General features: G+C 47.2%; 26 protein-coding genes and 1 pseudogene. 4 read left to right on the top strand and 23 right to left on the bottom strand.

The window, feature by feature from the left end; genetic code table 11:
• Positions 1 to 104: 104 nt before the first annotated feature.
• On the bottom strand, positions 105 to 1,439 hold the full coding sequence (locus tag OCV70_RS05425; RefSeq protein WP_186901628.1) for a CCA tRNA nucleotidyltransferase: 1,335 nt from the start codon (positions 1,437 to 1,439) through the stop codon (positions 105 to 107).
• A 140-nt stretch (positions 1,440 to 1,579) separates the two neighbouring features.
• Positions 1,580 to 3,019: a proline--tRNA ligase gene (proS, locus tag OCV70_RS05420; protein WP_021924533.1), complete on the bottom strand. Its 1,440-nt coding sequence runs from the start codon at positions 3,017 to 3,019 to the stop codon at positions 1,580 to 1,582.
• Positions 3,020 to 3,269: 250 nt separating this feature from the next.
• Between proS and OCV70_RS05415 the strand changes: the two genes are divergently transcribed.
• Entirely contained in the window at positions 3,270 to 3,521 is a 252-nt protein-coding gene (locus tag OCV70_RS05415; RefSeq protein ID WP_021924532.1) for a hypothetical protein, read from the top strand.
• A 121-nt stretch (positions 3,522 to 3,642) separates the two neighbouring features.
• Here OCV70_RS05415 and OCV70_RS05410 read toward each other — a convergent pair whose 3' ends face one another.
• The 8 genes from OCV70_RS05410 to OCV70_RS05375 form a co-directional block, all read right to left on the bottom strand.
• Positions 3,643 to 4,176 (bottom strand): deoxycytidylate deaminase, encoded by a 534-nt coding sequence (locus OCV70_RS05410; RefSeq protein WP_330385686.1) that lies wholly within the window; start codon positions 4,174 to 4,176, stop codon positions 3,643 to 3,645.
• A gap of 14 nt (positions 4,177 to 4,190) precedes the next feature.
• The gene (rpiB, locus tag OCV70_RS05405; protein ID WP_021924530.1) at positions 4,191 to 4,625 is read right to left on the bottom strand and encodes a ribose 5-phosphate isomerase B; all 435 of its coding nucleotides are present in this window, start codon (positions 4,623 to 4,625) and stop codon (positions 4,191 to 4,193) included.
• Positions 4,622 to 5,686, bottom strand: coding sequence for an L-threonylcarbamoyladenylate synthase (locus OCV70_RS05400; RefSeq protein ID WP_021924529.1), 1,065 nt, complete (start codon positions 5,684 to 5,686; stop codon positions 4,622 to 4,624). Before OCV70_RS05400 ends, rpiB begins: the two co-directional genes overlap by 4 nt.
• A gap of 143 nt (positions 5,687 to 5,829) precedes the next feature.
• On the bottom strand, positions 5,830 to 8,103 hold the full coding sequence (locus tag OCV70_RS05395; protein ID WP_021924528.1) for a DUF2298 domain-containing protein: 2,274 nt from the start codon (positions 8,101 to 8,103) through the stop codon (positions 5,830 to 5,832).
• Complete coding sequence (locus OCV70_RS05390) at positions 8,087 to 10,066, bottom strand: hypothetical protein (RefSeq protein ID WP_173766391.1); 1,980 nt, start codon at positions 10,064 to 10,066, stop codon at positions 8,087 to 8,089. Before OCV70_RS05390 ends, OCV70_RS05395 begins: the two co-directional genes overlap by 17 nt.
• Before the next feature lie 77 nt (positions 10,067 to 10,143).
• Positions 10,144 to 10,830, bottom strand: coding sequence for an N-acetylmuramoyl-L-alanine amidase (locus tag OCV70_RS05385; RefSeq protein WP_021924526.1), 687 nt, complete (start codon positions 10,828 to 10,830; stop codon positions 10,144 to 10,146).
• A 106-nt stretch (positions 10,831 to 10,936) separates the two neighbouring features.
• On the bottom strand, positions 10,937 to 12,613 hold the full coding sequence (locus OCV70_RS05380; protein WP_173766389.1) for a glycosyl hydrolase family 18 protein: 1,677 nt from the start codon (positions 12,611 to 12,613) through the stop codon (positions 10,937 to 10,939).
• Between the two features lie 266 nt (positions 12,614 to 12,879).
• On the bottom strand, positions 12,880 to 13,074 hold the full coding sequence (locus OCV70_RS05375) for a hypothetical protein (protein ID WP_021924524.1): 195 nt from the start codon (positions 13,072 to 13,074) through the stop codon (positions 12,880 to 12,882).
• Between the two features lie 487 nt (positions 13,075 to 13,561).
• Between OCV70_RS05375 and OCV70_RS05370 the strand changes: the two genes are divergently transcribed.
• Positions 13,562 to 14,341: an adaptor protein MecA gene (locus tag OCV70_RS05370; protein ID WP_021924523.1), complete on the top strand. Its 780-nt coding sequence runs from the start codon at positions 13,562 to 13,564 to the stop codon at positions 14,339 to 14,341.
• 71 nt (positions 14,342 to 14,412) lie between these two features.
• On the opposite strand, the gene OCV70_RS19645 is transcribed toward OCV70_RS05370, so the two are convergent.
• Complete coding sequence (locus OCV70_RS19645) at positions 14,413 to 14,553, bottom strand: DUF6783 domain-containing protein (RefSeq protein ID WP_317259451.1); 141 nt, start codon at positions 14,551 to 14,553, stop codon at positions 14,413 to 14,415.
• On the opposite strand from OCV70_RS19645, the pseudogene OCV70_RS19640 reads away from it, so the two are divergent.
• Positions 14,491 to 14,649 (top strand): annotated as a pseudogene (locus tag OCV70_RS19640) (DUF6783 domain-containing protein); the annotation flags it as partial. The gene OCV70_RS19645 and the pseudogene OCV70_RS19640 sit on opposite strands and share 63 nt — an antisense overlap.
• Here OCV70_RS19640 and OCV70_RS05365 read toward each other — a convergent pair.
• Positions 14,582 to 14,785 carry a DUF1858 domain-containing protein gene (locus OCV70_RS05365; protein WP_117851487.1) on the bottom strand — a complete coding sequence of 68 codons (204 nt, stop codon included), beginning with the start codon at positions 14,783 to 14,785 and terminating at the stop codon, positions 14,582 to 14,584. The pseudogene OCV70_RS19640 and the gene OCV70_RS05365 sit on opposite strands and share 68 nt — an antisense overlap.
• Before the next feature lie 220 nt (positions 14,786 to 15,005).
• Between OCV70_RS05365 and OCV70_RS05360 the strand changes: the two genes are divergently transcribed.
• A complete protein-coding gene (locus tag OCV70_RS05360; protein ID WP_173766387.1) occupies positions 15,006 to 15,176 on the top strand; it encodes a DUF362 domain-containing protein in 171 nt (56 codons plus the stop codon).
• A gap of 52 nt (positions 15,177 to 15,228) precedes the next feature.
• On the opposite strand, the gene OCV70_RS05355 is transcribed toward OCV70_RS05360, so the two are convergent.
• The 11 genes from OCV70_RS05355 to OCV70_RS05305 all read right to left on the bottom strand — a co-directional run bounded on the left by OCV70_RS05355 (position 15,229) and on the right by OCV70_RS05305 (position 24,783).
• Positions 15,229 to 15,783, bottom strand: a complete 555-nt coding sequence (locus OCV70_RS05355; RefSeq protein ID WP_173766385.1) for a helix-turn-helix domain-containing protein — start codon at positions 15,781 to 15,783, stop codon at positions 15,229 to 15,231.
• Positions 15,784 to 15,931: 148 nt separating this feature from the next.
• Positions 15,932 to 17,260: a replicative DNA helicase gene (dnaB, locus tag OCV70_RS05350; protein ID WP_021926806.1), complete on the bottom strand. Its 1,329-nt coding sequence runs from the start codon at positions 17,258 to 17,260 to the stop codon at positions 15,932 to 15,934.
• Between the two features lie 29 nt (positions 17,261 to 17,289).
• On the bottom strand, positions 17,290 to 17,739 hold the full coding sequence (gene rplI / locus OCV70_RS05345; protein WP_173766383.1) for a 50S ribosomal protein L9: 450 nt from the start codon (positions 17,737 to 17,739) through the stop codon (positions 17,290 to 17,292).
• Complete coding sequence (locus tag OCV70_RS05340; protein WP_173766381.1) at positions 17,736 to 19,790, bottom strand: DHH family phosphoesterase; 2,055 nt, start codon at positions 19,788 to 19,790, stop codon at positions 17,736 to 17,738. Before OCV70_RS05340 ends, rplI begins: the two co-directional genes overlap by 4 nt.
• Before the next feature lie 197 nt (positions 19,791 to 19,987).
• Positions 19,988 to 20,254, bottom strand: a complete 267-nt coding sequence (rpsR, locus tag OCV70_RS05335) for a 30S ribosomal protein S18 (RefSeq protein WP_021926809.1) — start codon at positions 20,252 to 20,254, stop codon at positions 19,988 to 19,990.
• 42 nt (positions 20,255 to 20,296) lie between these two features.
• Positions 20,297 to 20,749, bottom strand: coding sequence for a single-stranded DNA-binding protein (locus OCV70_RS05330; RefSeq protein WP_021926810.1), 453 nt, complete (start codon positions 20,747 to 20,749; stop codon positions 20,297 to 20,299).
• 73 nt (positions 20,750 to 20,822) lie between these two features.
• Complete coding sequence (rpsF, locus tag OCV70_RS05325; protein WP_117851485.1) at positions 20,823 to 21,110, bottom strand: 30S ribosomal protein S6; 288 nt, start codon at positions 21,108 to 21,110, stop codon at positions 20,823 to 20,825.
• A gap of 109 nt (positions 21,111 to 21,219) precedes the next feature.
• Positions 21,220 to 21,411, bottom strand: a complete 192-nt coding sequence (locus tag OCV70_RS05320) for a DUF951 domain-containing protein (protein ID WP_021926813.1) — start codon at positions 21,409 to 21,411, stop codon at positions 21,220 to 21,222.
• 62 nt (positions 21,412 to 21,473) lie between these two features.
• On the bottom strand, positions 21,474 to 22,211 hold the full coding sequence (locus tag OCV70_RS05315; RefSeq protein WP_021926814.1) for an NAD-dependent protein deacylase: 738 nt from the start codon (positions 22,209 to 22,211) through the stop codon (positions 21,474 to 21,476).
• A gap of 79 nt (positions 22,212 to 22,290) precedes the next feature.
• The gene (gene srtB / locus OCV70_RS05310; RefSeq protein ID WP_173766379.1) at positions 22,291 to 23,139 is read right to left on the bottom strand and encodes a class B sortase; all 849 of its coding nucleotides are present in this window, start codon (positions 23,137 to 23,139) and stop codon (positions 22,291 to 22,293) included.
• Positions 23,140 to 23,253: 114 nt separating this feature from the next.
• Positions 23,254 to 24,783, bottom strand: coding sequence for an ATP-binding protein (locus OCV70_RS05305; RefSeq protein WP_021926817.1), 1,530 nt, complete (start codon positions 24,781 to 24,783; stop codon positions 23,254 to 23,256).
• Positions 24,784 to 24,793 lie beyond the last annotated feature (10 nt).

The raw sequence follows: 24,793 nt of genomic DNA, 5'->3' as shown, positions 1-24,793 counted from the left end.
ATAGTACATCAGATACCTTCTATCTTATGAGGGGGAGGGATTCGATATTCTAAAATGCAGTGGGGCCAGGTGCCAAAAGCTACGGGGCATCTGGCGGACAGGCTTTAGCGATTCCGGTTGGAAAAAGCCAGCTTCAGAAGAGTTTCTTTCTCATTCAGATCCGGATCCTCCAGAACCTGTTCCAAAAGCTTATGAAGCACCTCGCCCATTTCTTTTCCAGGCTTCATGCCGGCGGCGATCAGGTCGCTTCCGGTGACTGCAAGCCCTTTTAAGGATACGCACTGGCCTTTTTCTACAATTTCTTCCCAGGTCTTTCTCACACCTGCCTGGCGGGCTGCCTTTTCCTGGCCTTTGTAATCACTTTTGGCCTTATTATCCGCATACTGGACTTCCATCCACATAGGGAAAAGATCCTCGCCAATGATATTCATAGCTTTTCTCACATCCGCAGGAACCGGTGCAGGACGCAGGTCATGCCAGCGTACCAGACGGCTTACCTTTGCAATGGTATCGTTGTCGAACTTCAGGCGGCGGAGAATTTTCTTCGCCATCTTTTCCCCAAGCACTGCGTGGGTTTTGAAATGGTCTCTGCCATTTTCATCTGTTGTCCTCACGTCAGGCTTGGCAATGTCGTGAAGAAGCATGGTCAGGCGCAGCACCTTATCCTCCTTTACGTACAAAAGGCTGTGAAGAATGTGCTCTCCTACGTTATAGCAATGGTAAGGAGTATTCTGAGGTGTCTCCATACAGCGGTCAAATTCCAGGAGAAATTCCCTGGTAACACCAGCTTCATAGGCGATCCGCAGGTAATCCGGATGTGGAGAAACAAGAAGCTTCACCAGCTCCACCTGGATTCGTTCCGCGCTCACATGCTTCAGATTCGGAGCCAGAACTGCCAGCCCATTTCTTGTATTTTCCTCCAGGGAAAAGCCGAGTTGGGCAGAAAAACGGACTGCACGCATGATTCGCAGAGCATCCTCTGTAAAACGCTCCAGAGGATCCCCCACGCAGCGGATCACTTTTTTCTCCAGGTCCTCCTGGCCTCCAAACAGATCCACAAGGCCTTTCTTCGGATTATAGGCCATTGCATTGATGGTAAAATCCCGGCGCTTTAAATCCTCCTCAAGGCTTGCGGTAAAGGTCACCTCTTTTGGGTGGCGGCCATCCTCATATTCTCCGTCCACACGGTAGGTGGTTACCTCGAAGCCGTCCTTATCCAGCAGTACCGTCACAGTGCCATGGGCGATTCCGGTGTCCACTGTTCTGTGAAATAAGGCCTTGACCTGCTCCGGTGTGGCTGAGGTGGTGATATCCCAGTCATTGGGCGTCCTTCCAAGCAGCGCGTCCCTGACGCAGCCGCCAACTGCATAGGCCTCAAAGCCTGCTGCCTCCAGTGTATGGATGATAGTCTCAACTTTTGATGGAATTTCAAATTTCATAGTAATCACCTGCCTCATCTGATAAATCATAATTCCAGACACATTTTTCCTTCTTCACAAAAATTGGGGCAAAATATTTTGCCCCAATACTTTCCAGTGTCTGTATATCTGCACAGGCACTTTCCAGAACTTTTTGTGAATTAATAAGCACGTCCCCAGTAAACCATTTTCTTAGCAGGCTTTCCGCAGCATACGCACACGTCGCTTAAATGCTCCTGCTGGAAAGGCATGCATCTGGAGGTTGCCTGAACATCCTCTTTGATCTTGTCTTCGCATTCGCGGTTGCCGCACCACATAGCCTTCACAAATCCAGGCTTGTTGTTGATGGTTTCCTTGAATTCTTCGTAGTTTGTTGCCACATAGGTATGGGCATCTCTGTGAGCTCTTGCTCTTTCCAGCATTTCCTTCTGCATAGTATCCAGAACTTCCTGTACCTTTGCTGCAAGCTCTTCGAATTTCACTACGTATTTCTCTCTAGTATCTCTTCGGCAGATAACAGCCTGTCCGTTCTCGATATCCTTCGGACCGCACTCGATTCTTACTGGAATACCGCGCATTTCCTGCTCTGCGAATTTGAATCCCGGGCTCTTGTCTGTAGCATCTGTCTTCACGCGGATTCCAGCTGCCTTAAGGATCTGGGTAAGCTCCTCAGCTTTCTCAAGAACGCCTTCTTTTCTCTGCTGGATCGGGATCACAACTGCCTGAACCGGAGCGATTCTTGGCGGAAGTACGAGTCCGCTGTTGTCACCGTGAACCATGATCAGGGCACCGATCATACGGGTAGTCATTCCCCATGAGGTCTGGTGCACATACTGAAGCTGATTGTTCTTGTCTGTGTACTGGATTCCGAATGCTCTTGCAAATCCATCGCCGAAGTTGTGGCTGGTTCCGGACTGAAGTGCTTTTCCGTCATGCATCAGGGACTCGATGGTGTAGGTTGCCTCTGCACCTGCGAATTTCTCTTTGTCTGTCTTCTGGCCTTTGATAACCGGGATTGCAAGTACTTCCTCACAGAAGTCCGCATACAGGTTCAGCATCTGGATGGTACGCTCTTTGGCTTCCTCTGCTGTTGCATGTGCGGTGTGGCCTTCCTGCCATAAGAACTCACGGGAACGTAAGAACGGACGGGTTGTTTTCTCCCAGCGAACAACAGAACACCACTGGTTGTATACCTTCGGAAGGTCTCTGTGGGACTGGATCTCTTTCTGATAGAAATCGCAGAACAAGGTCTCGGAAGTAGGACGTACGCAAAGACGCTCCTGAAGTTGGTCAAGTCCGCCATGGGTAACCCATGCAACTTCCGGTGCAAATCCTTCTACGTGATCTTTCTCTTTGTCCAGAAGGGACTCTGGAATAAACATTGGCATATATACATTCTCTACGCCTGTCTCTTTAAATCTGCGGTCAAGCTCTTTCTGGATGTTCTCCCAGATTGCATATCCTGCAGGTTTGATTGCCATACAGCCTTTTACACTGGTATAGCCGCAAAGCTCAGCTTTTTTTACAACGTCTGTATACCACTGTGCAAAATCCACATCCATGGAAGTGATGGCTTCTACCATTTTCTTCTCTTTTGCCATGATTCTTTCTCCTTTTCTAAAAACTGTTCAGTACCTTCACAGCTGCGCCGCTGCGAACAGTTACTTTTTTACATAAAAAAAGCCCCTTCATCCCTGTATAAGGGACCGAAAGGCTTCGGCGGTACCACCCTGATTAGCAACAGATCTACGCCATAATTCCGCATGCGCATTTCCTGCTGCCCACTTAAGCGTCCCGGTAACGTGGGACATACGCCGTACTTCAATTGCACGGAGCTTGGAGGCCGGTTCCATGATTCACGCACAAAATCCTCACACCATTGTCCTGGAGCCGTATCTGCAAAATCATTTCTGCAAAAGACATGTTCCAGAAGCTGGATTTCTCTCTGAGATTGCTCCTCATGTACTATTCTCTTCATTGCTTTTTCATTATTTAAATAAAATTCCTGGCAGCCATCCGGCAAACATGATCAAAGATGCCAAACAGCTACAACTCCTGTATATTTTATGCGAAATAGTTCCAGGTGTCAAGTACGGAATTTGAAAAAGACGTTTTATTCCTGTTACTGGGCAGGTTGTGAACAATAGCCAGCACAGTAAAAATTAAGCATCTGCTATATTGACACAAGATGAACAAGTCAATATGGCAGATACCTAACTTTTTTCTATACATTCAATGTAATTTTCCGTCCGGTCCTTGTGTACTGGTAATAGCGTACGCCTGCGGCATCCAGCATTCTTTTGGAGGCCAGAACGGATGGGGTGCTTGCATATTTGTCGCAGTCATAGACCAGGGTCTTGATTCCCGCCTGGATGATTGCCTTGGCACATTCATTGCACGGGAAAAGAGTCACATACATCTTGGCTCCTTCAAGGCTGCCGCCCCGGTAATTTAATATGGCATTCAGCTCACTATGGGTAACATACAGATACTTGGTGTCCAGAGGCTCGCCCTCTCTCGCCCACGGAAAGGCATCATCGGAGCATCCCTTTGGAAATCCGTTGTATCCCATGGACAGGATCTTATTGTCCTCGCTGACAATACATGCCCCTACCTGTGAATTGGGGTCCTTGGAGCGCATGCCGGAAAGCATGGCAACACCCATGAAATATTCATCCCAGGTCAGATACCCCTCTCTTTTGTGGGTAGCTGCGTAGGCGGCTCTTGGATCCATCTGCTTGCGGTTTGTATTTTCCATAGAAGCTCTCCTTCCTACTCGGTCTCGATCTGTGCGATTCTGCGGATATGTCTCTCATCTCCGGAAAACGGAGTATTCAAAAATGTATCCACAATCTTAACAGCCAGTCCAGGACCTACCACACGTCCTCCAAGTGCAAGGATGTTGGCATCATTGTGAAGTCTTGTTGCCTCTGCGGTAAAGCAGTCTGTACATACAGCGGCACGAATTCCCTTGATCTTGTTGGCTGTAATGGAAATGCCGATTCCGGTTCCGCATACCAGAATTCCAAGATCACACTCGCCATCCAGAATGCCGTGTGCAACCTTCTTGGCATAAATCGGGTAATCCGTAGACTCGGTGCTGTGGCAGCCATAGTCCTTGTACGCAATCTGTTTTTCCTCTAAATATTTGATGATCTCCTGTTTCAGCTCAAATCCGCCGTGGTCACTTCCTAATGCAACTCTCATTGGTTACTTCCCCCTACGTTTATTATTTTATGGCCGGCTGCTTTTAACAGTCGGTTCATAATTGCCTGTCCCATTTTGGGTGTATAAAAAGCCTCTGAATAAATCTTACTTACCTGACACTGGTCAAATTCCCTTAAAACCTCATACAGATTGTGGGCAATGGTTTCCTCTGCCGCTCTGCTTCCAATGCATTTCACAATTCCATCCGGATACTGGGAAATGGTTTCCTCTGTGGCAATGATTCCTGACTGAAGACCGTTGGCAGCATCTTCTTTTACAAACTGATTGATGGCTTTGATCACTTCTTCTGTGGGGCCTTCCACAATAGCAAGATCTGCCTTAGGCGCATAGTGCCTGTACTTCATGCCTGGAGCCTTAGGACGGATGTTGCTGTCAGGCTTTATCAGCCCCTTGTCCATGCGCACATCTCCAAGAACCTCCTGGAGCATTTCCAGGGAAATATATCCGGGACGAAGCACCACTGGAACCTCCTCTGTAAAATCCACAATAGTAGATTCCAGGCCGATTCCAACCGGACCGCCGTCAATGATCATATCAATGGCATCCCCTAGATCTTCCTCCACATGCTGTGCCGTAGTAGGGCTTGGACGCCCGGAAGTATTGGCGCTTGGTGCTGCCACATATCCGCTGGATGCAAGGATCAAAGCTGCTGCAATGGGATCACTTGGGAAACGCACTGCAACGCTTTCCAGCCCGCCTGTTGTCTCAAGGGGAACCAGATCAGACTTCTCAAAAATCATGGTAAGGGGACCTGGCCAGAACTTTTTGGCCAGAATCTTCGCCTTCTCCGGGACGCTTTTTACAATGGGAGCAAGTGCTTCCATCTCTGCAATATGCACGATCAGAGGATTGTCAGAAGGACGTCCCTTGGCCGCATAAATCTTTTTAGAGGCCATAGGATCCAGGGCATTTCCTCCAAGACCGTAAACTGTCTCTGTTGGGAAAGCCACCAGGCCTCCCCTTTTTAATATTTCTCCGCCTCTGGCAATGGCTTCTTTATCAATGGCCTCTGCCGTCATGGCTACTATTTCTGCTTTCATTTCCATCCAGCTTTCTTTTCGCTGCAGCAGGCTGCAGCTTGTATTTTTCAATATTGGCAGCTGCATGATGCCAGAGTGTACTCCCCAAAAGGCTCTGCACAGCTGCCATTCCTCATTACTATAACACCAGTTCTTTACCGGTGTCAATCTACCTTCACAATGTAGGTTCCCGAATCCTCATCTATAAATACAATGTCGCCAAGGCTCTGAAGCAGTGCATTATTCAGTGCATCCTCGTATTTCTCCCGTTCCTTGGAGCCTACAAAAATATAGGAAACATCATATTGCTTCAGAAGGGTTCTCACCTGTTCTTCGCTCTCTGAAGTATAAATATTCCGAATATCTGTGCTCTTCACATTCAGGTCTTCCGTGTCATTTCTCCACAGCCACTCATGAACATACCAGCCAAGAATGGTGGGAAGACCAGTGGATGCAGACACACGTTCAAATCCAGTGTAGCTGTCCCCGTTTGCCTCAAGTACCACCGGGGCACCCTCGATATTTTCCTTCAGCCATGTAATTGCAGATACATCCTCCGGGAAATCCGTCTCCAGATATCCAAGGGCATAAAGTCCCTTATAGCCAGATGGATCCAGCACATTTCCAAACCAGGAATTCACGCTTTTTCCGAAATATCCCACTGTCCATACCAGGAAAAACAGGCAGATTCCTGCGATAACTTTAAATATTTTCTGCCTTGTAACCACAAGAAGGCGGTAAATTCCGTATCCCATAGTCAGCCCGAAAAGAATATACGCCTGATAAGTCAGCTTAAACATGGTGTTGGCTCTTGCGTTTCCATTCTCATAAATATCACGCACATATACCAGTTCCGGAATCATCACCAGTCCCATGGCGCAAAGTCCCATGATAATGGCAAACAGGTCTGCCGTGCGCATGGCCTTCATAAGACGGTACAGGCTTTTGTGTTCCATTTTGCGCAGCTTTTCCCAGAGCATTGACACAACAAAGGTGATGGTCAGCACTGCCGGAAGTCCCCACAGCACCATCAGCTGATAGAAATAGGAATGATATTTGGCAATTCCCACACCGTCGATCATGGTATCAAACTGCAGAGTAAAGGGCAGGATTACCAGATAGCCGATGAGATAAATCTCCGCCATCTGCGCAAGAGTCACTGCCAGAATCTTCTTAATCTTGCCCTGGAACCGGATAATATTGGCAAAAAGCACAGTTCCAAGGGTCACCACATAATAGATCACAAAATCCCAGAAGTTTGTCCACTGGAACATTCCAAGAAGCACACTGATCACCAGAAGATGAGGCATCAGAAGCTGCTTCTTCCAGAAGCTTCCATCCTTCATGGAAACCTCTGCGGATACGGTTTTCTTGCGCACGCCCCTTAACCACACATAGAGAAGGGCAATTACAAGAAGTACAAATATAATGTTCACCACATGGGCGTGAAGATCCCCAAGAACAAAGGAGTAACAGGGAAATTCGTGAATGGTCCGGTCTTCCTCCCTGTATGGATTGTATCCAATATAACGGGTCGCATCCGGGAACCAGTAACTGCTCACTTCCTGTCCGGTCAGCTTCTGGATCCAGGGAATGATCTGTGCATAGATCACGTAATGCATGTTTCCCGCAATAGAGACCGCCGTACCTGCGGTAAATCCGGCAATAAACGGAAGACGCTTCTTGATTTTCTCCCCCTTTGGCTGTCCCTTCATGCGATCCACCGTCATCTGGTAAACCAGGGAAAAAGGCATGGCAAAGGCAAGTCCAGCCACAAAAGTACGCATCAGGTTATAGGTAAGCTCCACCTTCGTATGGGAAAGCTTGGTAAGAAAAACGGCAAAGTACTGGCCGCCATAATAATAATTAATGTGCCCTTCTGAATACCACAGATCTCTTGCCGGAAGAACTGTGCTTCTCATCATGGCTTCCATAAATCCATAATCCATAAACTTCTCTGTGCCATATGCGGCAGGGTGGAATCCAGCCACATAAGTCCACAAAAGAAATGCAAGGAAAAAGATCAGTTCTTCCCAGTATACAAGAGAAATCTTCTCTACTGGAAAACACTCAATCTTCTCTTTTGATTCCTTTTTCAGAAGTAAAAAACAAAGAACTGCGCATATCACAGTCACAGCCGCACAGGTGATCCCGGTAAAAGGCACCAGCTTAATGGAAACCAGGAACCATGTGATAAATCCCGTAGCTGCCACAGCCAGAACCTTGGAAAAAATCCAGCCCTTGTCCTCAAAGCGCCAGAACAGACTGCCAGTCACAGGCATAGCAGCAAAGCCCATCACAGCAGCCAGAAGCCACCAGGTCCAGAAGGTCCACACATCTCCCTTCAGAAGAAAGGCAGATACTCCAAGCGCCGCTGCTGCCAGCAGGATTTTGACGATCAGTTGTATCTTTCTTTTTTTCTCATTGCTCTGTTCCATAAATTCTGATTCTCCCATCATCTGACTGATAAACCAGAGGATAAGTCTCTGCGATCACATCTTCCCTGCATTCCTTTTCCTCATATGTCATTCCATCCTCATAAAGGATATATGTAATCTGTTCTGCTTCTGCTGTATCCTTCAGTACCTGCGGGTCTGCAGTGGTGTACATCAAAGCTCCCTTTTCTGCACGGTAATAGGTATCGTACCCTGCTGACCATGCATAATAAGGCCATCCCATATACAGCATTCCCCCGGCCATGGTCACCTCATTCATGCTGTATTCCGGCGTAAGAAGCAGATCATCCTTCCCAAGATTCTCATCCAGCCACGCAGTCAGATTGCTCTGAAGCTTCACTCCTACGCGGTGGGAGGAATCGTTGTCCTTTAATATTACCACAAAATCATAAATTCCTGTAACCGTAAGGCTAAGGGCAAGAATCACCCCAAGTACCCTGAAGGGCCACTTTTTCCGGAACATCCGGCATACCGCTCCAGCCCAGAAAACCGTGAGAAAGGCGTAGGAAATCATAATATATTTGTGATTTACATTCACATCCGGCGTCAGGGAAACGAAAAATGCAAAAGCAGCCGGAAAAAGAAAGCTTACCGCTGCTGCCCTTTCCATCCTTTTCATAAAAAACAGCAGTACCACAACACCCAGGAAAACAATGCCGCTGATTTCAAACAAATAGGCAGCCACACCAAAAGCGGATTTATCCTCCGCCAGAAATCCCAGATACAAAGACGGAGAAACCACGCTTCCCCACACAAACATCTTGGACTGGATTTCTGAAAACATTACCGTCACCAAAGCCAGGATCACATAATCCAGCTTTCCGTCAGAAAAAGCAGCAAATCCCATCAGGATCAGAAGCCCTGCAATCACTGCCGCTCCATTCCAGAACGCACACAGCCCAAGAAGCATTCCCATCAGAAGCGCCGTCTCCGGCTTCCGGCATTTCCAGGCTTCTTTGGAAGAAATACGGTTCTTCAGCCAGAGGAGCTCCTTCTCCTCATGCGTGCATCCTGCCTCCAGCCATTCCAGGAAAACCCACAGCGCCAGCGCCACGATCAGAAGCCCGAATGCCAGATGCCTCTGATTCAGATACACATTAAAATTCCACAGTCCCCAGTTTTCATTGGCTGTATAGCCAATAAAACTGGAATTAGACGAAAGGGTCTCAAGAAGGTCTCCAGCCTGTATATGCTCATAAGCAAACTGGAAAAAGGCAGTTCCGCTTCTGAAAACCATGAAGCATACAGCCAGAACCCCAACGCTCATTTTGCCCCAAAACCTTTTGGCCAGGGAATACAGCATCATGAAAAAGCACCACAGTGACAGAATACTCACACTGTTGTATGCAAGGTCAATGGGCATTCCCAGATACTCCAGGTTTCCGGACAGGAACTGAAACATAAAGTGATATTTCACATCCTGTCCGCCAAAATGGGGATACTGGGTAGGAAAATTATTTCCCAGGGAAAAGGACCTCATCATGGCAGTGTGGGGCGCATAATCCCCAAACACAGAAAAGCCGGAATACAGGACGCCGTCACTTATATGAAATACATAATACATAATCCAGGTAATTGCTCCAAGAAGCAGCACAAAAAACAAAATTTCCTTCCACGGCGGCAGCATGGCCTGCAGCTTCTTCTTACAGTCCTTTAAAGCTTCCCTCCTTCTGTAACCAAGGTAAGCCAGAAAAACGGCCGCAGCTGTCATAACGATCAGGTTCGCTCCAAACAGCGGCGTATTAGAGCCTCCATACACGCTAAGCAACCATGCCGCTATGTAAACAGCCCAGGTCAGAAGCAGCACGCCGCATCCATAGGCTGCTGAGAACAGCACCCAGAAAGGCGTAATTCCTTTTTCTTTTATTTTTTGACATGACAGAAGATTTCCGGCAATCTCACGTCCAAGAAGCAGTGCCAGAATCAGATAAACACATCCTAACATGGTATTTCCTCACTTATTTTTTTCCAGTATAGCAGAATCCATGGATTCTGAAAAGTGTATTATTCATGCCTGGGAGGTTAAAGCGTTTCTTCTATGTATTCTTTCACTCCGTCTGCGATCGCCTGGGCCACCTTCTCCTGATATTCCTCTGAGGAAAGGCTGGCTGCCTCCTCCGGATTGGTAAGAAAACCACACTCTACAATATTCAGGACTCCCGGACTTCTCTTTAAGAGATAATAGGTGGTATTTCCCTTGATTTCCCGCGGGCGCTCCACCTCAAGATTCTCGTTCAGCTTCTCCTGGATTTTCTTCGCCAGCGCTTCCCCCTGTGCAGAATCCCGGTAATAGAATACCTGCGGACCCTTTACAGCCGGATCCTCATAGCTGTTCTGGTGAATGCTCACCGTCAATACCGGATCCACCTTTTGTATGAGGAGAATTCGCTTTTGCATGTCCTGGGCTTTCTTGTTCTGGGAATCCTCATCGTAAAGTCCGGTATCTGTTTCCCTGGTCATCACCACTTGATAGCCGTAATCCTCCAGAGCCTTTTTTAATTTCATTCCTATGGCAAGATTGAATTCCTTCTCCTTAAGCCCATCGATCCCGATCATTCCCGGATCAATTCCTCCATGGCCGCAGTCCACCACAATCACCTTCTTCTGACTCATTCTGGCTGACACCGCTGCAGCTTCCCTGGAAAGACAGTAAAAGCATAAGAGCAGAAGACAGCCCATGATCAGTTCCATTGCATGCTTTTTCAACACAAAACACCCCCTGGCACATACATGATTCAGTATATGTCTCAGAGAGTGTTTTTATCATTGGTGTATAAAACTGTAACCATTCCTTGCCTTCACAGTTACATAAGTCTTACTGGGCAGTACTTCCTGACAGATTGTCTGTAATTACCTGCCAGATGCCGCTGTTCTCAAATCCAAGCTTCCATGCTGCGACGCCTGCAAGATTGTAGGTCTGCACCAGCTGTACCTTGGCTGCGATAGACTGGGCATCCTCGATCCAGATCTGGTAAGTGCAGCCGTCCTTCTCGAAGCTTCCGTAATTCTGGCTTACATCGCTGTCCCAGTATACCTGGGCATTGTTGGTGCTTACCACTTCCTGGGCAGTATCCATGCCGATTGCCTCACTGGATAAGGTACCTGCCTCTGTTTTCCACAGTCTTGTGTAGAATGGAACTGCATTGATCACACGTTCTGCCGGAACCTCTGCGATGGTATCCTGGATTCCTTTCTCCACCCATGGAAGGGATGCTACGGAACCAGCTTCTTCAGAACCTACATAATGCTCATCATATCCCATTATAATTACATAATCCACCACGCGGCCCTGCTCTGCCCTGTCGTAATGGCTGGTGAAATCCTCCGGTACCGGATTGTCCACTGACAGAACCAGGTTATTCTTGTGGCATTCTATGGAAAGCTCACGAAGGAATTCCAGGAAATGGATTCCCACATCCTCGCTAAGCTGCTCAAAGTCAACGTTGATTCCGTCGATGCCGGCACCAACCGCTGCATTCACCAGCTGTGTGATCAGATTCTGTCTGGAGCTGGTCTTGGAAAGAACCTCATAAGTACTGATATCCTGAGTAAAGTTATCTACCAGTCCCCAAACCTTCAGGCCTCTGTCGTGTGCTGTGCTGACATAATCGATCGTGGCATTATTAATGATATTGCCGCTGTTGTCTGACACATAGAACCAGGTAGGTGAGATCACATTCACCCCTGTCATATTCTGGATAGAATCGGAAAGTCCTGCATTGGCATCTGTGGACATAACCTGATGCCATACCAGATTCACAGGCTGATCCATGGTCAGGTAGGTGTAATCCTCCCCTGCAAATGTACGGTCCATAATCACAGTCTGCACGTCGCTTACGCTCTTCTTCTCCACGTAACCGATATAGCCATCCCAGGTGGCAACCTGAACCCAGTTTTCCAGTTCTTCCATAAACAGAAGATTATCGCCTTTGTTAATCTTGCTCAGGACTTCCGCCTTGATTCCGCCTCTGTAGCGCACATACGTATCCTTATTTGCAGTTACCACTGAAATGCCGGAAAAATCCTTCTGGATGGCTACACGGTTAGGCTGCTGGTACACATAGGTATCAAGGTCTGTATATCTTTTCACAAAATCAAGGCTGAGATAAGCAGTTCCATCCTTCAGCCATACGTCACCGCCTGCTTCCGAAGATGCAGGTACAGATACCAGTTCTGACGGAGTAGCATAAAGAATCTGCTGTCCTTCTTCATCCCAGTAATAGCGCTGGTTCAGATAGCTGTCTACCACATCAACCGGAAGGTACGGCTGTTCACCGGACATGGCTGCCTTCTCTTCCAGGATCTGTGTGCCAATAATGATCACAGCCTCAGATTCACCTGTCTGTCCGTAATATTCTGTCAAATCCATCTGTTTCTTCGTTGGAATGCGCCGCATGATCAGGGTTGTGACGATTCCGATCACTGCAACCGCAGCAATCAGCAGACCGACTATGATTACAGGATTTATTCTTCGCCTTCTTCTTCGCCTCATATAAATATTATCCTCTCGGTATAAGTCTTTTTCAATGGGAATTGGCCCAAAGTTATTTTTCATTATAGCATACTTTCGTGGAATTGTATCGCAAAATTCGACTTTTTACAATTTGTTTACATTATTTATTACCTGTTTATTTTTGCCGGAAACCCTTTCAGTGAAAAGCATGAGTAGGGGGAAACTGCAGTTCCGAAAGGGTCCCGGCTTTAAGGAGTAAAGCCTATGGCTTACAAAACGGATATGCCGCCCCAGGCGGCATCCCATCATGGCTCATCGATTACAAAATCGAAGTCCACACGGGCAATATGCCCTTTCTCATCTTCCGTGTAATCCCGCATATATCCTCCGCCATCTGCAATCTGACAGGCTTTTGCAATGGCTGTGGAGTTACTTGGCTCACCTTCCAGATAAAGGGAAACACCCAACTTCTCATATCCGGCAAGTTCTTCCTCCAGCAATCTGCAGGATTTTTCCTTTCCTGATCGTGATATACGCTTCGTGTCCTATCCTCCTTTCTTCCTTGATGGATCCAGAAAACACCTGAATCATGGTGCAGAAAAAAGAGAGAGACTAAGGCTTCCTTTCATCTTCTGGGAATGGAAACATCGTCTGCAGCAGATATGCTGCCTGATAAATCGACGCTGTTTTTAGAAAAAACTAGATGTCTGTGTTAATACTTAATACGAAACTGTGGTTAGCTGTCCTGCTTATCCGTTGTGAACCCCAGTCCGGTCTTTTTTCTTGTCCCTCATTATACGGATTCCCCAGCCATTATGCAAGAGCTTTTTATGAGTTTATTCTTTTTTCCTGGACTGTTTTGAAAAATTTAATAATTACAGAGGAAATTACCTGTTTTTTTCCTATTGCACTTTTGAAACATATATTATACAATGAGAAATCAAGACATAATGATATTTGATACCACAAAGAACAGGATGTGATCATATGAAAATTGAAAAGATCAGCGATACCCAGATCCGCTGCACTCTTACGAAAGAAGATCTGGACAGTCACCAGATCCGTATCAGTGAGCTTGCCTACGGCACGGACAAGGCCAAGAAGCTTTTCCGGGAAATGATGCAGCAGGCCCAGATCCAGTTCGGCTTTGAAGCAGATAACATCCCGCTGATGATAGAAGCAATCCCGATAAGCGGGGAAAGCGTAGTCCTGATCATCACCAAGGTTGAGGATCCTGAGGAGCTTGACACCCGTTTTTCCAAGTTTTCACCATATAAGAAATCCAAACCGGATGCCCTTCACTTTGACGGGGCTGACAATATCATTGATATTTTCCAGAAGCTTTATGAAGAGACAAAGAAAGCCATCTCCAGCGAGGATTCCTCTGAAAAGCAGAAGAACGCCAGCGCAAAGAACGACCAGGCTGCCTCATCTTCTGGAACTTCTGAAAATGAGGATGATGCCGCGAAGATTTCCGTTAATCTTGTAAGGCTTTACAGCTTCCGTACATTAGATGATGTGATTGCGGCAGCCCATGGGCTGGACGGCTTCTATAAGGGCGTGAATACCCTTTATAAGGATGAGAACGCACTTTACCAGCTGATCGTACATCAGTCTTCCTGCACTGCGGAGGAGTTCAACAAGGTCTGCAATATTCTCTCTGAATATGGCAGCGGGCATGCTTTTACTCCTGCCGGAGAAGCACACTTAAAAGAACATGGAGAACTGATCCTGCGCAAGGCACTGCAGCAGCTCGCCCAAATCTGATAAATAAAAAGGACTGGCATTTCGCGCCAGTCCCTTTTATTTATCACTTAGTATATAACCGAACTACGGTACTATATACTAAAGCGTGTTTGAAAAATCATTCCCGCAATCTGCACGCCCCACTTTGCGGGAGATTTTGCCCGAATTCGGTTGCCGTAGCCCGCTACGGCGCCCTCATCCGGACAAAATCTCCCACAAATTGTGACGCACATCTTACAGAAAGCCTTTTTCAAACACGCTCTAGCGGCCTGCAAGATAATCGTTCAGCTGCTGGATTAATACGTCAGCATCGATTCCGTGTACCATAGCAGCCTCCTCCAGAGATTCCATCTGAGCGGATGGGCATCCTACACATCCCATTCCGGATGCCATAAGAATACCAGCCATATTCGGATCTAACTGAAGAAGCTGACCAATCAGCATATCTTTTGTCACCTGTGCCATGATCTGTTTCCTCCTTTTTGAATTAAACCGTGGTGTTAATCAACTGTTCCATAATCAGTTTCTCCCACGTTCTACCATTATAATACCAAATGTTCATTTACGCAACCATCACAATTCTAAAACTTTGTTTATAATTTTGTACTTGATATCTTATGCCAGATATATTAGAATGTGGTTATATCCCGAGAGGGAACTAAAGAGATTAAAGGAGGATATCACAATGGCATATGTAATTTCTGATGAGTGTGTAAGCTGTGGAACATGCGAAAGCGAATGTCCAGCAGGAGCTATTTCTCAGGGAGATGAGCATTTCGTAATCGACGCTGATACATGCGTAGAGTGCGGAACTTGTGCTGACGCCTGTCCAGTGGGCGCTATCAGCGAGGGTTGATTTTCCGGACAATGATAGCGAAGGGAGCTTCCATAATGGGAGCTCCCTTTTTTTATTTATGCGCTTTGCTTTTCTTTTTCCCACGTTTATCCAGGGCTGCGGCGGCTTCCTTTCTGGCAGACTGCTGTCTTCGGATGGTTTCATCCAGCGAACGCCACCTGTCCTCCCCTTCTTTTTTGGCGTGAAGTTCCTGGGTGATCAGACGCTCCATGATTTCCTGGAATTCCAGGATCTTCGTATCTTCTTCCGTTTCCTTTACGCTCTCCCGCAGTTCTTCTTTAAACATTTCTTCATCCTGCTCTTTGTTTTTGTCCGGCAAGGCGGACTCCAAGAGCTGAATTCCGGACGCTTCTGCCTCACCCTTCGGCTCTGACATGTCTCTTCTTGCGATTTTGGGAAGCAGGTCGTGTATGGCTCTTAGCTGCAGCCCCCGATTCTTCAGTTCCTTAATATTCAAAAACAGCTGAATATCCTCTCCGGTGTAGTAGCGGTGTCCCAGCTCATTTCTGCCGATATGCAGATCCAGCTCGTCCTCCCAGTAACGTAGCACATAGGATTTTACCCCTGTCATCTTCACAGTCTCTGCCACGGTATAGCATTTCTCCATACTACCCCTCCTTATGAGATTACTGTTGTTCACAGCAGCATGAAATTCACTGCTTTTATTATAGCAAAGGCACCTTTAATTGCAAGAAAAAAAGGTCGACATAACCTGCCGGCCTTCGCCAGGAAATGCCGCAGCTGACAGCATTTCCTTATTTTTTCATATTTACAAACTGCGTGTATCTTGGCAGCCATACCAGCTCCACGGTACCAATAGGGCCGTTTCTCTGTTTGGCTATGATGATTTCCGCAATGTCCTTCTTCTCTGTGTCCTTGTGGTAATAATCATCACGGTAAATGAACATTACCACGTCCGCATCCTGCTCGATGGCTCCTGACTCTCGAAGGTCAGAAAGCATAGGCCTGTGATCCGGACGCTGTTCCACTGCTCGGCTAAGCTGGGACAGGGCGATCACCGGCACGCTCATCTCACGTGCCAGAGCCTTAAGGGAACGGGAAATATCGGAAATCTCCTGCTGTCTGGAATCTGAGTGTCCGCTTCCGGTCATCAGCTGAAGATAGTCGATCATAACAATTCCAAGGTTGTGCTCCAGCTTATATTTCCTGCACTTGGACCGGAGCTCGGAAATGGAAATACCAGGCGTATCGTCAATGATCAGGTTGGAACGGCCGATAATATCCGCGCCCTCCACCAGCTTGGTCCAGTCCTCATCCTTCAGATTACCGGTTCGCATGTTCTGGGAATCCACATGGGACTCCATGGCAAGGAGACGGTTTACAAGCTGCTCCTTGGACATCTCAAGACTGAATATGGCAACGGTAACATCCTTGCGAAATGCCATATACTGGGCAATGTTCAGAACAAACGCTGTTTTTCCCATGGAAGGACGGGCTGCGATCAGAACCAGGTCAGAGGCATGCATTCCGGAGGTCTTGTAATCCAGATCCACAAATCCGGTAGGAATACCAGTTACGGACCCCTTCAGCTTGGATGCCTTTTCAATGTTGTTGACTGCATTTAACACAACCTGCTGAATGGGAACAAAATCATCGCTGGTCTTTCGCTGCAGAACATTAAAAAGCTTCTTCTCTGCATCCTCTAAAATCATCTGGGTGCTGTCCTTCTCCAGGTAGCAGGAATTCTCCACTTCCTCATTGACCTTGATCAGACGTCTTAAAACAGCTTTCTCGCTGACGATATTTGCATAATATTTCACATTGGCAGATGTGGGAACCGCAGAAATCAGATCCCTCACATATTCCATGCTGCTGATATCCGGCGGAAGATCCTTCTCTTTCAGACGATTCTGAAGAGTGATCAGATCCACCGGCTTGCCCTCATTGCACAGCTCCACCATAGCATCAAAAATAATTCCGTACTGGCTCTGATAAAAATCGTCGCTGGTCAGAATCTCTGACGCTACCAGAATGGCATCACGGTCCAGGATCATGGAACCGATCACAGACTGCTCTGCTTCAATACTGTGAGGAAGAATCCTCTTGATCAATGCTTCTTCCATTTAGCACAAACATCCTCTCTTACTGCTCCTTATGCCTCTTCCTTTACCCATACCTTCAGGCTTCCGGTTACCTTAGGATGAAGCTTTACAGGTACATTGGTAACGCCAAGGTTGCGGATGGGGTTTGGAAGCACCAGTTTCTTTTTCTCGATGTCAAGGTTCAGCTGTTTCTTGGCAGCTTCGGAAATTTCCTTGGTGGATACGGAACCGAAGGTTCTTCCGCCCTCGCCTACCTTCAGGGTAAGGATTACTTCTTTGTCCTCCAGATCCTTTGCAAATACTTTGGCAGCTTCTAAGTTCTCCTGTGCCACCTTCTCCTCATTTGCTTTCTGAAGCTTCAGGTCATTTAAGTTCTTCGGGGTAGCCTCAAGGCCAAGCTTCTTCGGCAGGATCATGTTTCTTGCATATCCGTCGCTTACGTTAACGATTTCCCCTTTTTTTCCAAGGGATTTTACATCCTCTAACAAAATTACTTTCATTCTTTGAATTCTCCTTCCTGATATAACTGATCTATAATTTCTTTGATCATCTGCTCAGTCTCATCTTCTGTTGCCTTCACCTGGGCTCCGGCAATGTTCAGATGACCGCCTCCGCCCATGCGTTCCATCATAACCTGCACGTTCACTTCATCAATGGCACGCGCACTTACATATACCTCATTATTGTATGGAGTCAGCACAAACGAAGCCTTCACGCCGGCGATGTTCAGAAGCTCATTGGCAGCCTGGGCACCTACTACGGTAGGGCTCTCCAGGCCTTCACTTGGACATCTGCCGATTGCAAAGCAGTTCCGGTAGATCTGAGCAGTCCGTACAACCTCTGCTCTTGCCTTATAGGCATCAATGTTATCACGGAGCAGCTTGCGCACTCTCGTAATGTCTGCACCGTTTCTTCGAAGGAATGCAGCCGCCTCAAAGGTACGCACACCAGAGCGGGTAGTAAAGTTATTGGTATCTATGACCATACCTGCGTACAGACAGTCTGCCTCCAGGCTTCTCAGTCTCAGATCATCTGAGAAATACTGAAGGATCTCAGCAACCATCTCACAGGTGGATGATGCATAAGGCTCCACATAGGAAAGCACGGCATTTTGAATGACTTCGCTTCCTCTTCTGTGGTGATCCAGTACGACAATGGTCCTGGTTAAGTACAGAAGATCCTGGCACTCGGTGTAGCTTGGCTTGTTGGTATCTACTACAACCACAACCGTATTATTGTCCACAAGCTCTTTGGCCTGGGCGCAGTCCACAAACATGGAAGGCTCATAATCCGGATTGTTGATATAGCCTGCCATCAGCGGCCGAATGGAAGTAGTGGGATCATTGACCACAATGTGAACCGGCTTTCCAAGGGTCTTGCCTGCACGGTAAATACCGATGGCAGCGCCTAAAGCATCCACATCTGTGATCTTGTGTCCCATAACCACAACCCGGTCCTTGGTGCTCATGAACTCTTTCAGAGCCTGTGCCTTCACCCTTGCCTTCACACGGGTGTTCTTCTCTACCTGCTGGGATTTGCCCCCAAAATAGGTGATGGAATCCCCGTTCTTGATCACTACCTGGTCGCCGCCGCGGCCAAGGGCCATCTCGATGGCAATACGGCAGTACTCATAGTTCTGCAGATAGTTGGCACCGTTCAGTCCGATACCGATACTTAAGGTGACAGCCATCTCATTTCCGATGTTCACCGTCTTGACCTCGTCCAGGATATGGAACCGCTGTTCCTTCAAGGCCTCCAGGGAACTCTGGCGCATGATCAGGAAATATTTATCCCGCTCAAGCTTGCGCACAAGCCCGTCGAAATTGGAAAAATACTTGGTGATCTTCCTGTCGATCAGGGCAATCAGAAGGGAACGGCGCACATCCTCCACGCCCTCCAGTGCTTCCTCATAATTGTCCAGATAGGCAAGTGCAACTACCAGCTTGTCATCCTCATTCTTCTGGATGTATTCCTGAAGCTCAGTCTCGTCATAGAAGAACATCGCTACCACGCTGACGTCTGAATCCACATTTTCCAGAATGCGTGCTTCATTTATCACATCCTTCATGGTCACAAGCTGCATGGAAACCCGGTAGATCCGGTCTCCGTAGCTGGTGCTCATCTCCGCGATTGCCTGCTTCTCCGGGATGGGAATGCGCTCCGGCGTGATTTCCGGAAAGATGGTGTTAATATTCTTATTATACATCTGGTCTTTCCCCGTCAGCTGGGAAAATACCTTATTTGACCAGATCATCCTGCCATTGGTGTCCATAATGGCATAGGGAAGTGCCAGATCGTCCAGCAGGCGCTTCTCCAGCGATTCATACTGATTGGCAAAGGCAATCAGGTCATTGAGAATCATCGGGCGATGATAGTGGGTCAGCAAAAGCGCAGCTGCCACGTAAATCACCAGTCCTGCCAGTGACAGAAGTCCTGCCTTCACATTTACTGTAAAAATCAGAACATTCAGAAGAACAAGAAGGATGGTCAGATACAGCGGCCATCTCATAAACCGCTTCATGGACCCTTTGAATTTCAGTTTTTTATTCATAAGTTTATCCTCACTTACAAAAACTCAGATTCCCAGCAGGCAAACTGCCCCGGGAAAATTTTTCGCCTTTGAAGGATAGTATAACAGATTCTTGGATATTTTTCCATAGAAGAGTTTATAAAAACAAAAAAGCCCCTAAATACCAGTAAAACCAGTATTTAAAGGCCTTAAGCGTCTGCATCACTGCATTCAGGAAATTAGTCCTGGATGTATGGCATCATTGCAAGATGACGTGCTCTCTTAACAGCAACAGTCAGAGCTCTCTGATGTTTTGCGCAGTTTCCGGTAATTCTTCTAGGAAGGATCTTACCTCTCTCGGAAACGTATTTTCTTAATTTTGCTACGTCCTTGTAATCGATTTCGTTATTCTCTTTACCACAGAATACGCAAACTTTTTTTCTTCTGCGTCCGCCTCTTCTCTTCATTGGAGAATCTGGTCTTTCGCCTCTATTATTGTAAGCCATGTTGGTTTTCCTCCTGTTTTATTCAGTTTTTAGAGCTGTGCTCTAGTTAAACGGCAATTCCTCGTCAATTCCATCCGGAATGTTCATGAAGCCCTCAGCAGCAGCTCCCGGGTTCGGCATGGAAGCCTCCGGAGCGCTTGTACGTGGATGGGAAGCTGCGTAGCTGTCGCTGGAAGCCTTGCTCTCAGCAAACTCCTGATCCTCCACAACCACCTCTGTGGTGTAAACCTTCTGTCCATCACGGTTGGTATAGCTTCCGGTCTGAATACGGCCTGTTACGGCAATCTTCAGTCCCTGACGGAAATATTTCTCAGCAAATTCCGCTGTACGTCCGAAAGAAACACACGGAATAAAATCCGCACTTGCCTCTCCGTCGCGACGGAATCTTCTGTCTACAGCCAATGTGTATCTGGCAATTGCCAGTGCATTCTCTCCTGCGGAATATCTTACCTCAGGATCTCTTGTTAAGCGACCCATTAAAACTACTTTGTTCATTCTTCTTACCTCTCTTAATATGCTAAGTGAACGACCTTTAATGGTGCTCTCTGAATCTGATCATGCAAAAAGATTACGCGTCTTTTCTGACAACTAAGTATCTTAATACGTTGTCCATGATACGTACATGTCTTTCTACTTCTGCCGGACACTGTGCGTCTGCCTCAAACTGAATAAAGTAGTAGAAGCCTTCATGCATTTTCTGAATCTCGTAAGCTAATTTCTTCTTACCCCATTCTTCAACGTCTGTGATAACGCCGTTGTAACGAGTGATGTATCCTTTAGCTTTCTCAACTACTGCATCACGTACTTCGTCTTCAACTTTAGCGCTAACAACTAATGCTAACTCGTACTTGTTCATGCTTGTCTTACCTCCTTATGGTCTGTTGGCCCTTTGCCTGTCAAAGAGCAAGGATATTTTATATATCACGATTTTTGATTCTAACATACTTTTTGTGGACTGTAAAGCATTATTTTTCCTTTTTTTGAAGATTTTTTGTGTTTTTCTCCACCATTTTACGGGGAACCATGATCTGATGCCCGCATCCCATGCACTTCAGGCGGAAATCCGCGCCCACTCGCAAGATTTCCCAGTCCTTGCTGCCGCATGGATGGCCTTTTTTCAAAGTAACGATGTCTCCGATTTCATAAACTTCTGCCATAATCTGACAAACTCCTCTTAAAAACGTTTTATTCTGTGTGTCTCTTCACACGTTTCCAAATACTATTTTTCTGCCTTTTTCACCTGGATCTGTGAAAATACCTGTCCAATAGGCTCCTTGATCAGAAGATCCGCATATCGGTCTCTTGGTGTAGGTGATTTGTTGATCACCACCAGATGCTCACCGGAAAAATAATCGATCAGGCCTGCTGCCGGGTAAACCGCAAGGGAGGTTCCTCCGATGATCAGAACCTGTGCCTGGGAAATAGCCCGCACCGCCTCGCTGATCACACCGTTGTCCAGTCCTTCCTCATACAGCACCACGTCCGGCTTGATCATTCCGCCGCAGGTGCATTTAGGCACGCCCTTTGCATTTTTCATGTAGGCGAAATCGTAGGATTTGCCGCATTTCATACAGTAATTGCGGTATACGCTTCCGTGAAGCTCCAGTACCTTTTTGCTTCCGGCCATCTGATGAAGATTGTCGATGTTCTGGGTGATCACTGCTTTCAGCTTGCCTGATGCCTCCAATTCTGCCAGTTTCAAATGAGCCGCATTTGGCTTTGCTGTGTCACACAGCATCTTGTCCTGATAGAAACGGTAAAATTCATCCGGGTGACGCATAAAAAAGGTATGGCTTAATATGGTTTCTGGAGGATAGTCGTACTTCTGGTTATACAGGCCGTCCTGGCTTCGAAAATCCGGGATTCCGCTTTCTGTGGAAACTCCCGCTCCCCCGAAAAATACAATATTGTCATACTTATCGATCAGTTCCTGCAGTCTTTTTGCTTCCTCGCTCATATGCCATCTTTCTCCAATCCCAGCAGCCTGGCAGGAGAATTTCCCGCCTGGCGCGCCTTTGCATTCCATTTTTCAAAAATCAGTTCTCACTGCTGTCTGTCTTTTTCACCACATCAAGGGTGTCCACTCTTTTTCCCTGAACCACATAACGTGTGGATTCATTGCCCGTACAGGTGGAAAGGGTAACGATCTTATCTTCCACTCCCAATTCTCCCGGCGTGGTCTTAATATCCGAATAAGAAACAATCTTGTTCATGTAGTCCACAAATTCCTGTCCCGGGCCCTTAAACAGCGTGTAGGTATCGCTGTTTACCGCTGTAGTGTACGCAGAAATAATCTCATATCTGTAGTTCTTCTCCGGCGTGAAAATCCAGAAATATTTGCTCTTGTTATAGGCAGAATCGTCCTTGCTGAAATTCTTCAGCTGGCCGAACATGCTGCCGTTTTTCATATTATGTCCGTAAACCAGGGTATTGCAGTCACTGAAGTCAGCCTTATTCTCATAATCAATGAAAATAGTTCCGGCAAAATTATAGTTCTTCTCATAAGTCATATGAAGATACTGGTCATTGTCAGTTCCCCGAACTACCGGATAGCTGACCCCGTCCAGAGCCTCTACATAAATCCAGCCGATCACATCTGTGTTAATGCTTCTTAAAGAATCAAAATCAATGTCCATAGGGGCTTTCAGGGTGGGACCTTCCGGTCCTGCCGGTTCCTGCTCCTGGGCATCCTGATCCGGATCGCGCTCTGTCACTGCCATCTGAGCAATGGCATTGTACTCATCTGAGCCCTTTTTGTACTCTGTGTAAATATGATAAAGATTGTATGCCGCATAGCAGAATATGCAGATTGCTGCGATCAGCACAACCGTAAGCAGCACATCTCCCGCCTTTTTCTTCTTTTTAGGTTTCTTATCTTCCTTCATGGCAACCTCCTTTTTCTCATGAACTTTCTTCCTCTCCAGGGATGCAGTTTCCCGGAACTTTTTCGCACATTTCCTCCCTGTCATTATAAGCGCTGGGAAAAATTCCCGCAACCATCATTCCTGCAGGGAATCCAGAATCGCCCTGCATTCTTCCCGCATGGCATTCTCCTGCTTCTGGTAAAGCAAAAGCCCGCAGTGCCTGAAATAAGCATCGCATCCATGTTCGGAAATAAAAGTACTGGTGCACGGATTCCCGGTAAGCCCGGTCTCCAGAAGCAGCAGCTCCTGTCCTTCTCCAAAGCAGTCTTCCAGAAAGGCAAAGCCCCTCTCCAGCATAGTTTTCGTGCGCTCCAATTCCCTGCCCCGCAGCTCACATTCTTTTTCAAACAGCTGGCGTATCAGCTGGAAGCCTTCCTGGCAGTCCGTCACATGAGCCTCGCAGATCTGAAGAAAATACTCTTCCAGAATCCCGATCTGCTCTTCCTCCTGGCATCTCTCCCGCTCCGACAAAAGCTCTGCCTGCCATTTCGCATCCAGTGCTTTTCTTCTTTCTGCCAGAAACTCTTTCATGGAATCCACACATGTTTGCTCCTGGAAAAAACGCTTCAGCTGCATCAGATTCTGGTGGAGCATCACAGTTCTTACATCCACTTTTTCGAAAGCTGCTGCCTGCTGATCAAGTGCTTCCATTACAAGCTGGGTCAGGGTAAACCGCTCCTCAAACTGCGCCCTGGCTGCCATCTCACAGATCAGCCTGTATTCCTTCTGGGGCACAGTTCCCTCTAGAATTTCCCCTACCCGGTAATCCGTTTTGTACCTTTCATATAGTCTATAATAGGCGGCAAAGTCCCTTGTAATTTCCTCTTTCTGAAGAAACTCGCCAACAATCTCCTCGGATACTTCCACCTGAAGCTCTTCATAGCTTTTGAGAAGCTCCGAAAGGTCCTCCCAGCCTCTGGCAGTCACAAAAAATTTTCCGTCTACCGTGTTTTCCACTATGTAGAAATTCTCTTTTTTCAGAGTCAGATAGGACAAAATGGCGCCGTGGACCTGCCTTTTCCCGGCGTATTCCAGCCACACATCTGTCTGGGCCTGTATCTCAAGCTTTCGCACGCGGTCCAGGGTTACAATGTCAAACTCCCGGACAGACTTGTTGTACTCAGGAGGATTGCCTGCTGCCACAATGATCCACCCCTTCGGCACTTTATGGGTTCCGAAGGTTTTGTTCTGCAAAAACTGGAGCATGGCAGGCGCCAGTGTCTCGGACACACAGTTGATCTCATCCACAAAAAGGATTCCTTCTTTTTTGCCGGTGCGCTCCATGCATTCGTAGACGGACGCGATGATCTCGCTCATGGTGTATTCGGTGATATCCATTTCCTTGCCGCCATAATTTCTGGTGACGATTTTCGGCAGTCCTACCGCGCTCTGACGGGTATGATGAGTGATGGTATAGGCCACGAGCCCAACCTGGCATTCCTCTGCGATCTGCTCCATAATGGCTGTTTTGCCGATTCCCGGAGGTCCCATCAGAAGGATTGGCCTCTGGCGCACCAGAGGATAGGTGTACCCACCCTTTTCGTTTTTTCTCAGATAAGCCAAAAGGGTATGCTTAATCTCATTTTTTGCTTCTTTTATATTCATCGGTTTGCTC

Origin of the sequence: Blautia acetigignens (genome assembly GCF_025566865.1) — a bacterium.
GTDB classification, from domain to species: domain Bacteria; phylum Bacillota; class Clostridia; order Lachnospirales; family Lachnospiraceae; genus Blautia_A; species Blautia_A acetigignens.
Note: the sequence above shows the minus strand (reverse complement) of the source record. Positions and strands in the feature narration are given on the sequence as shown.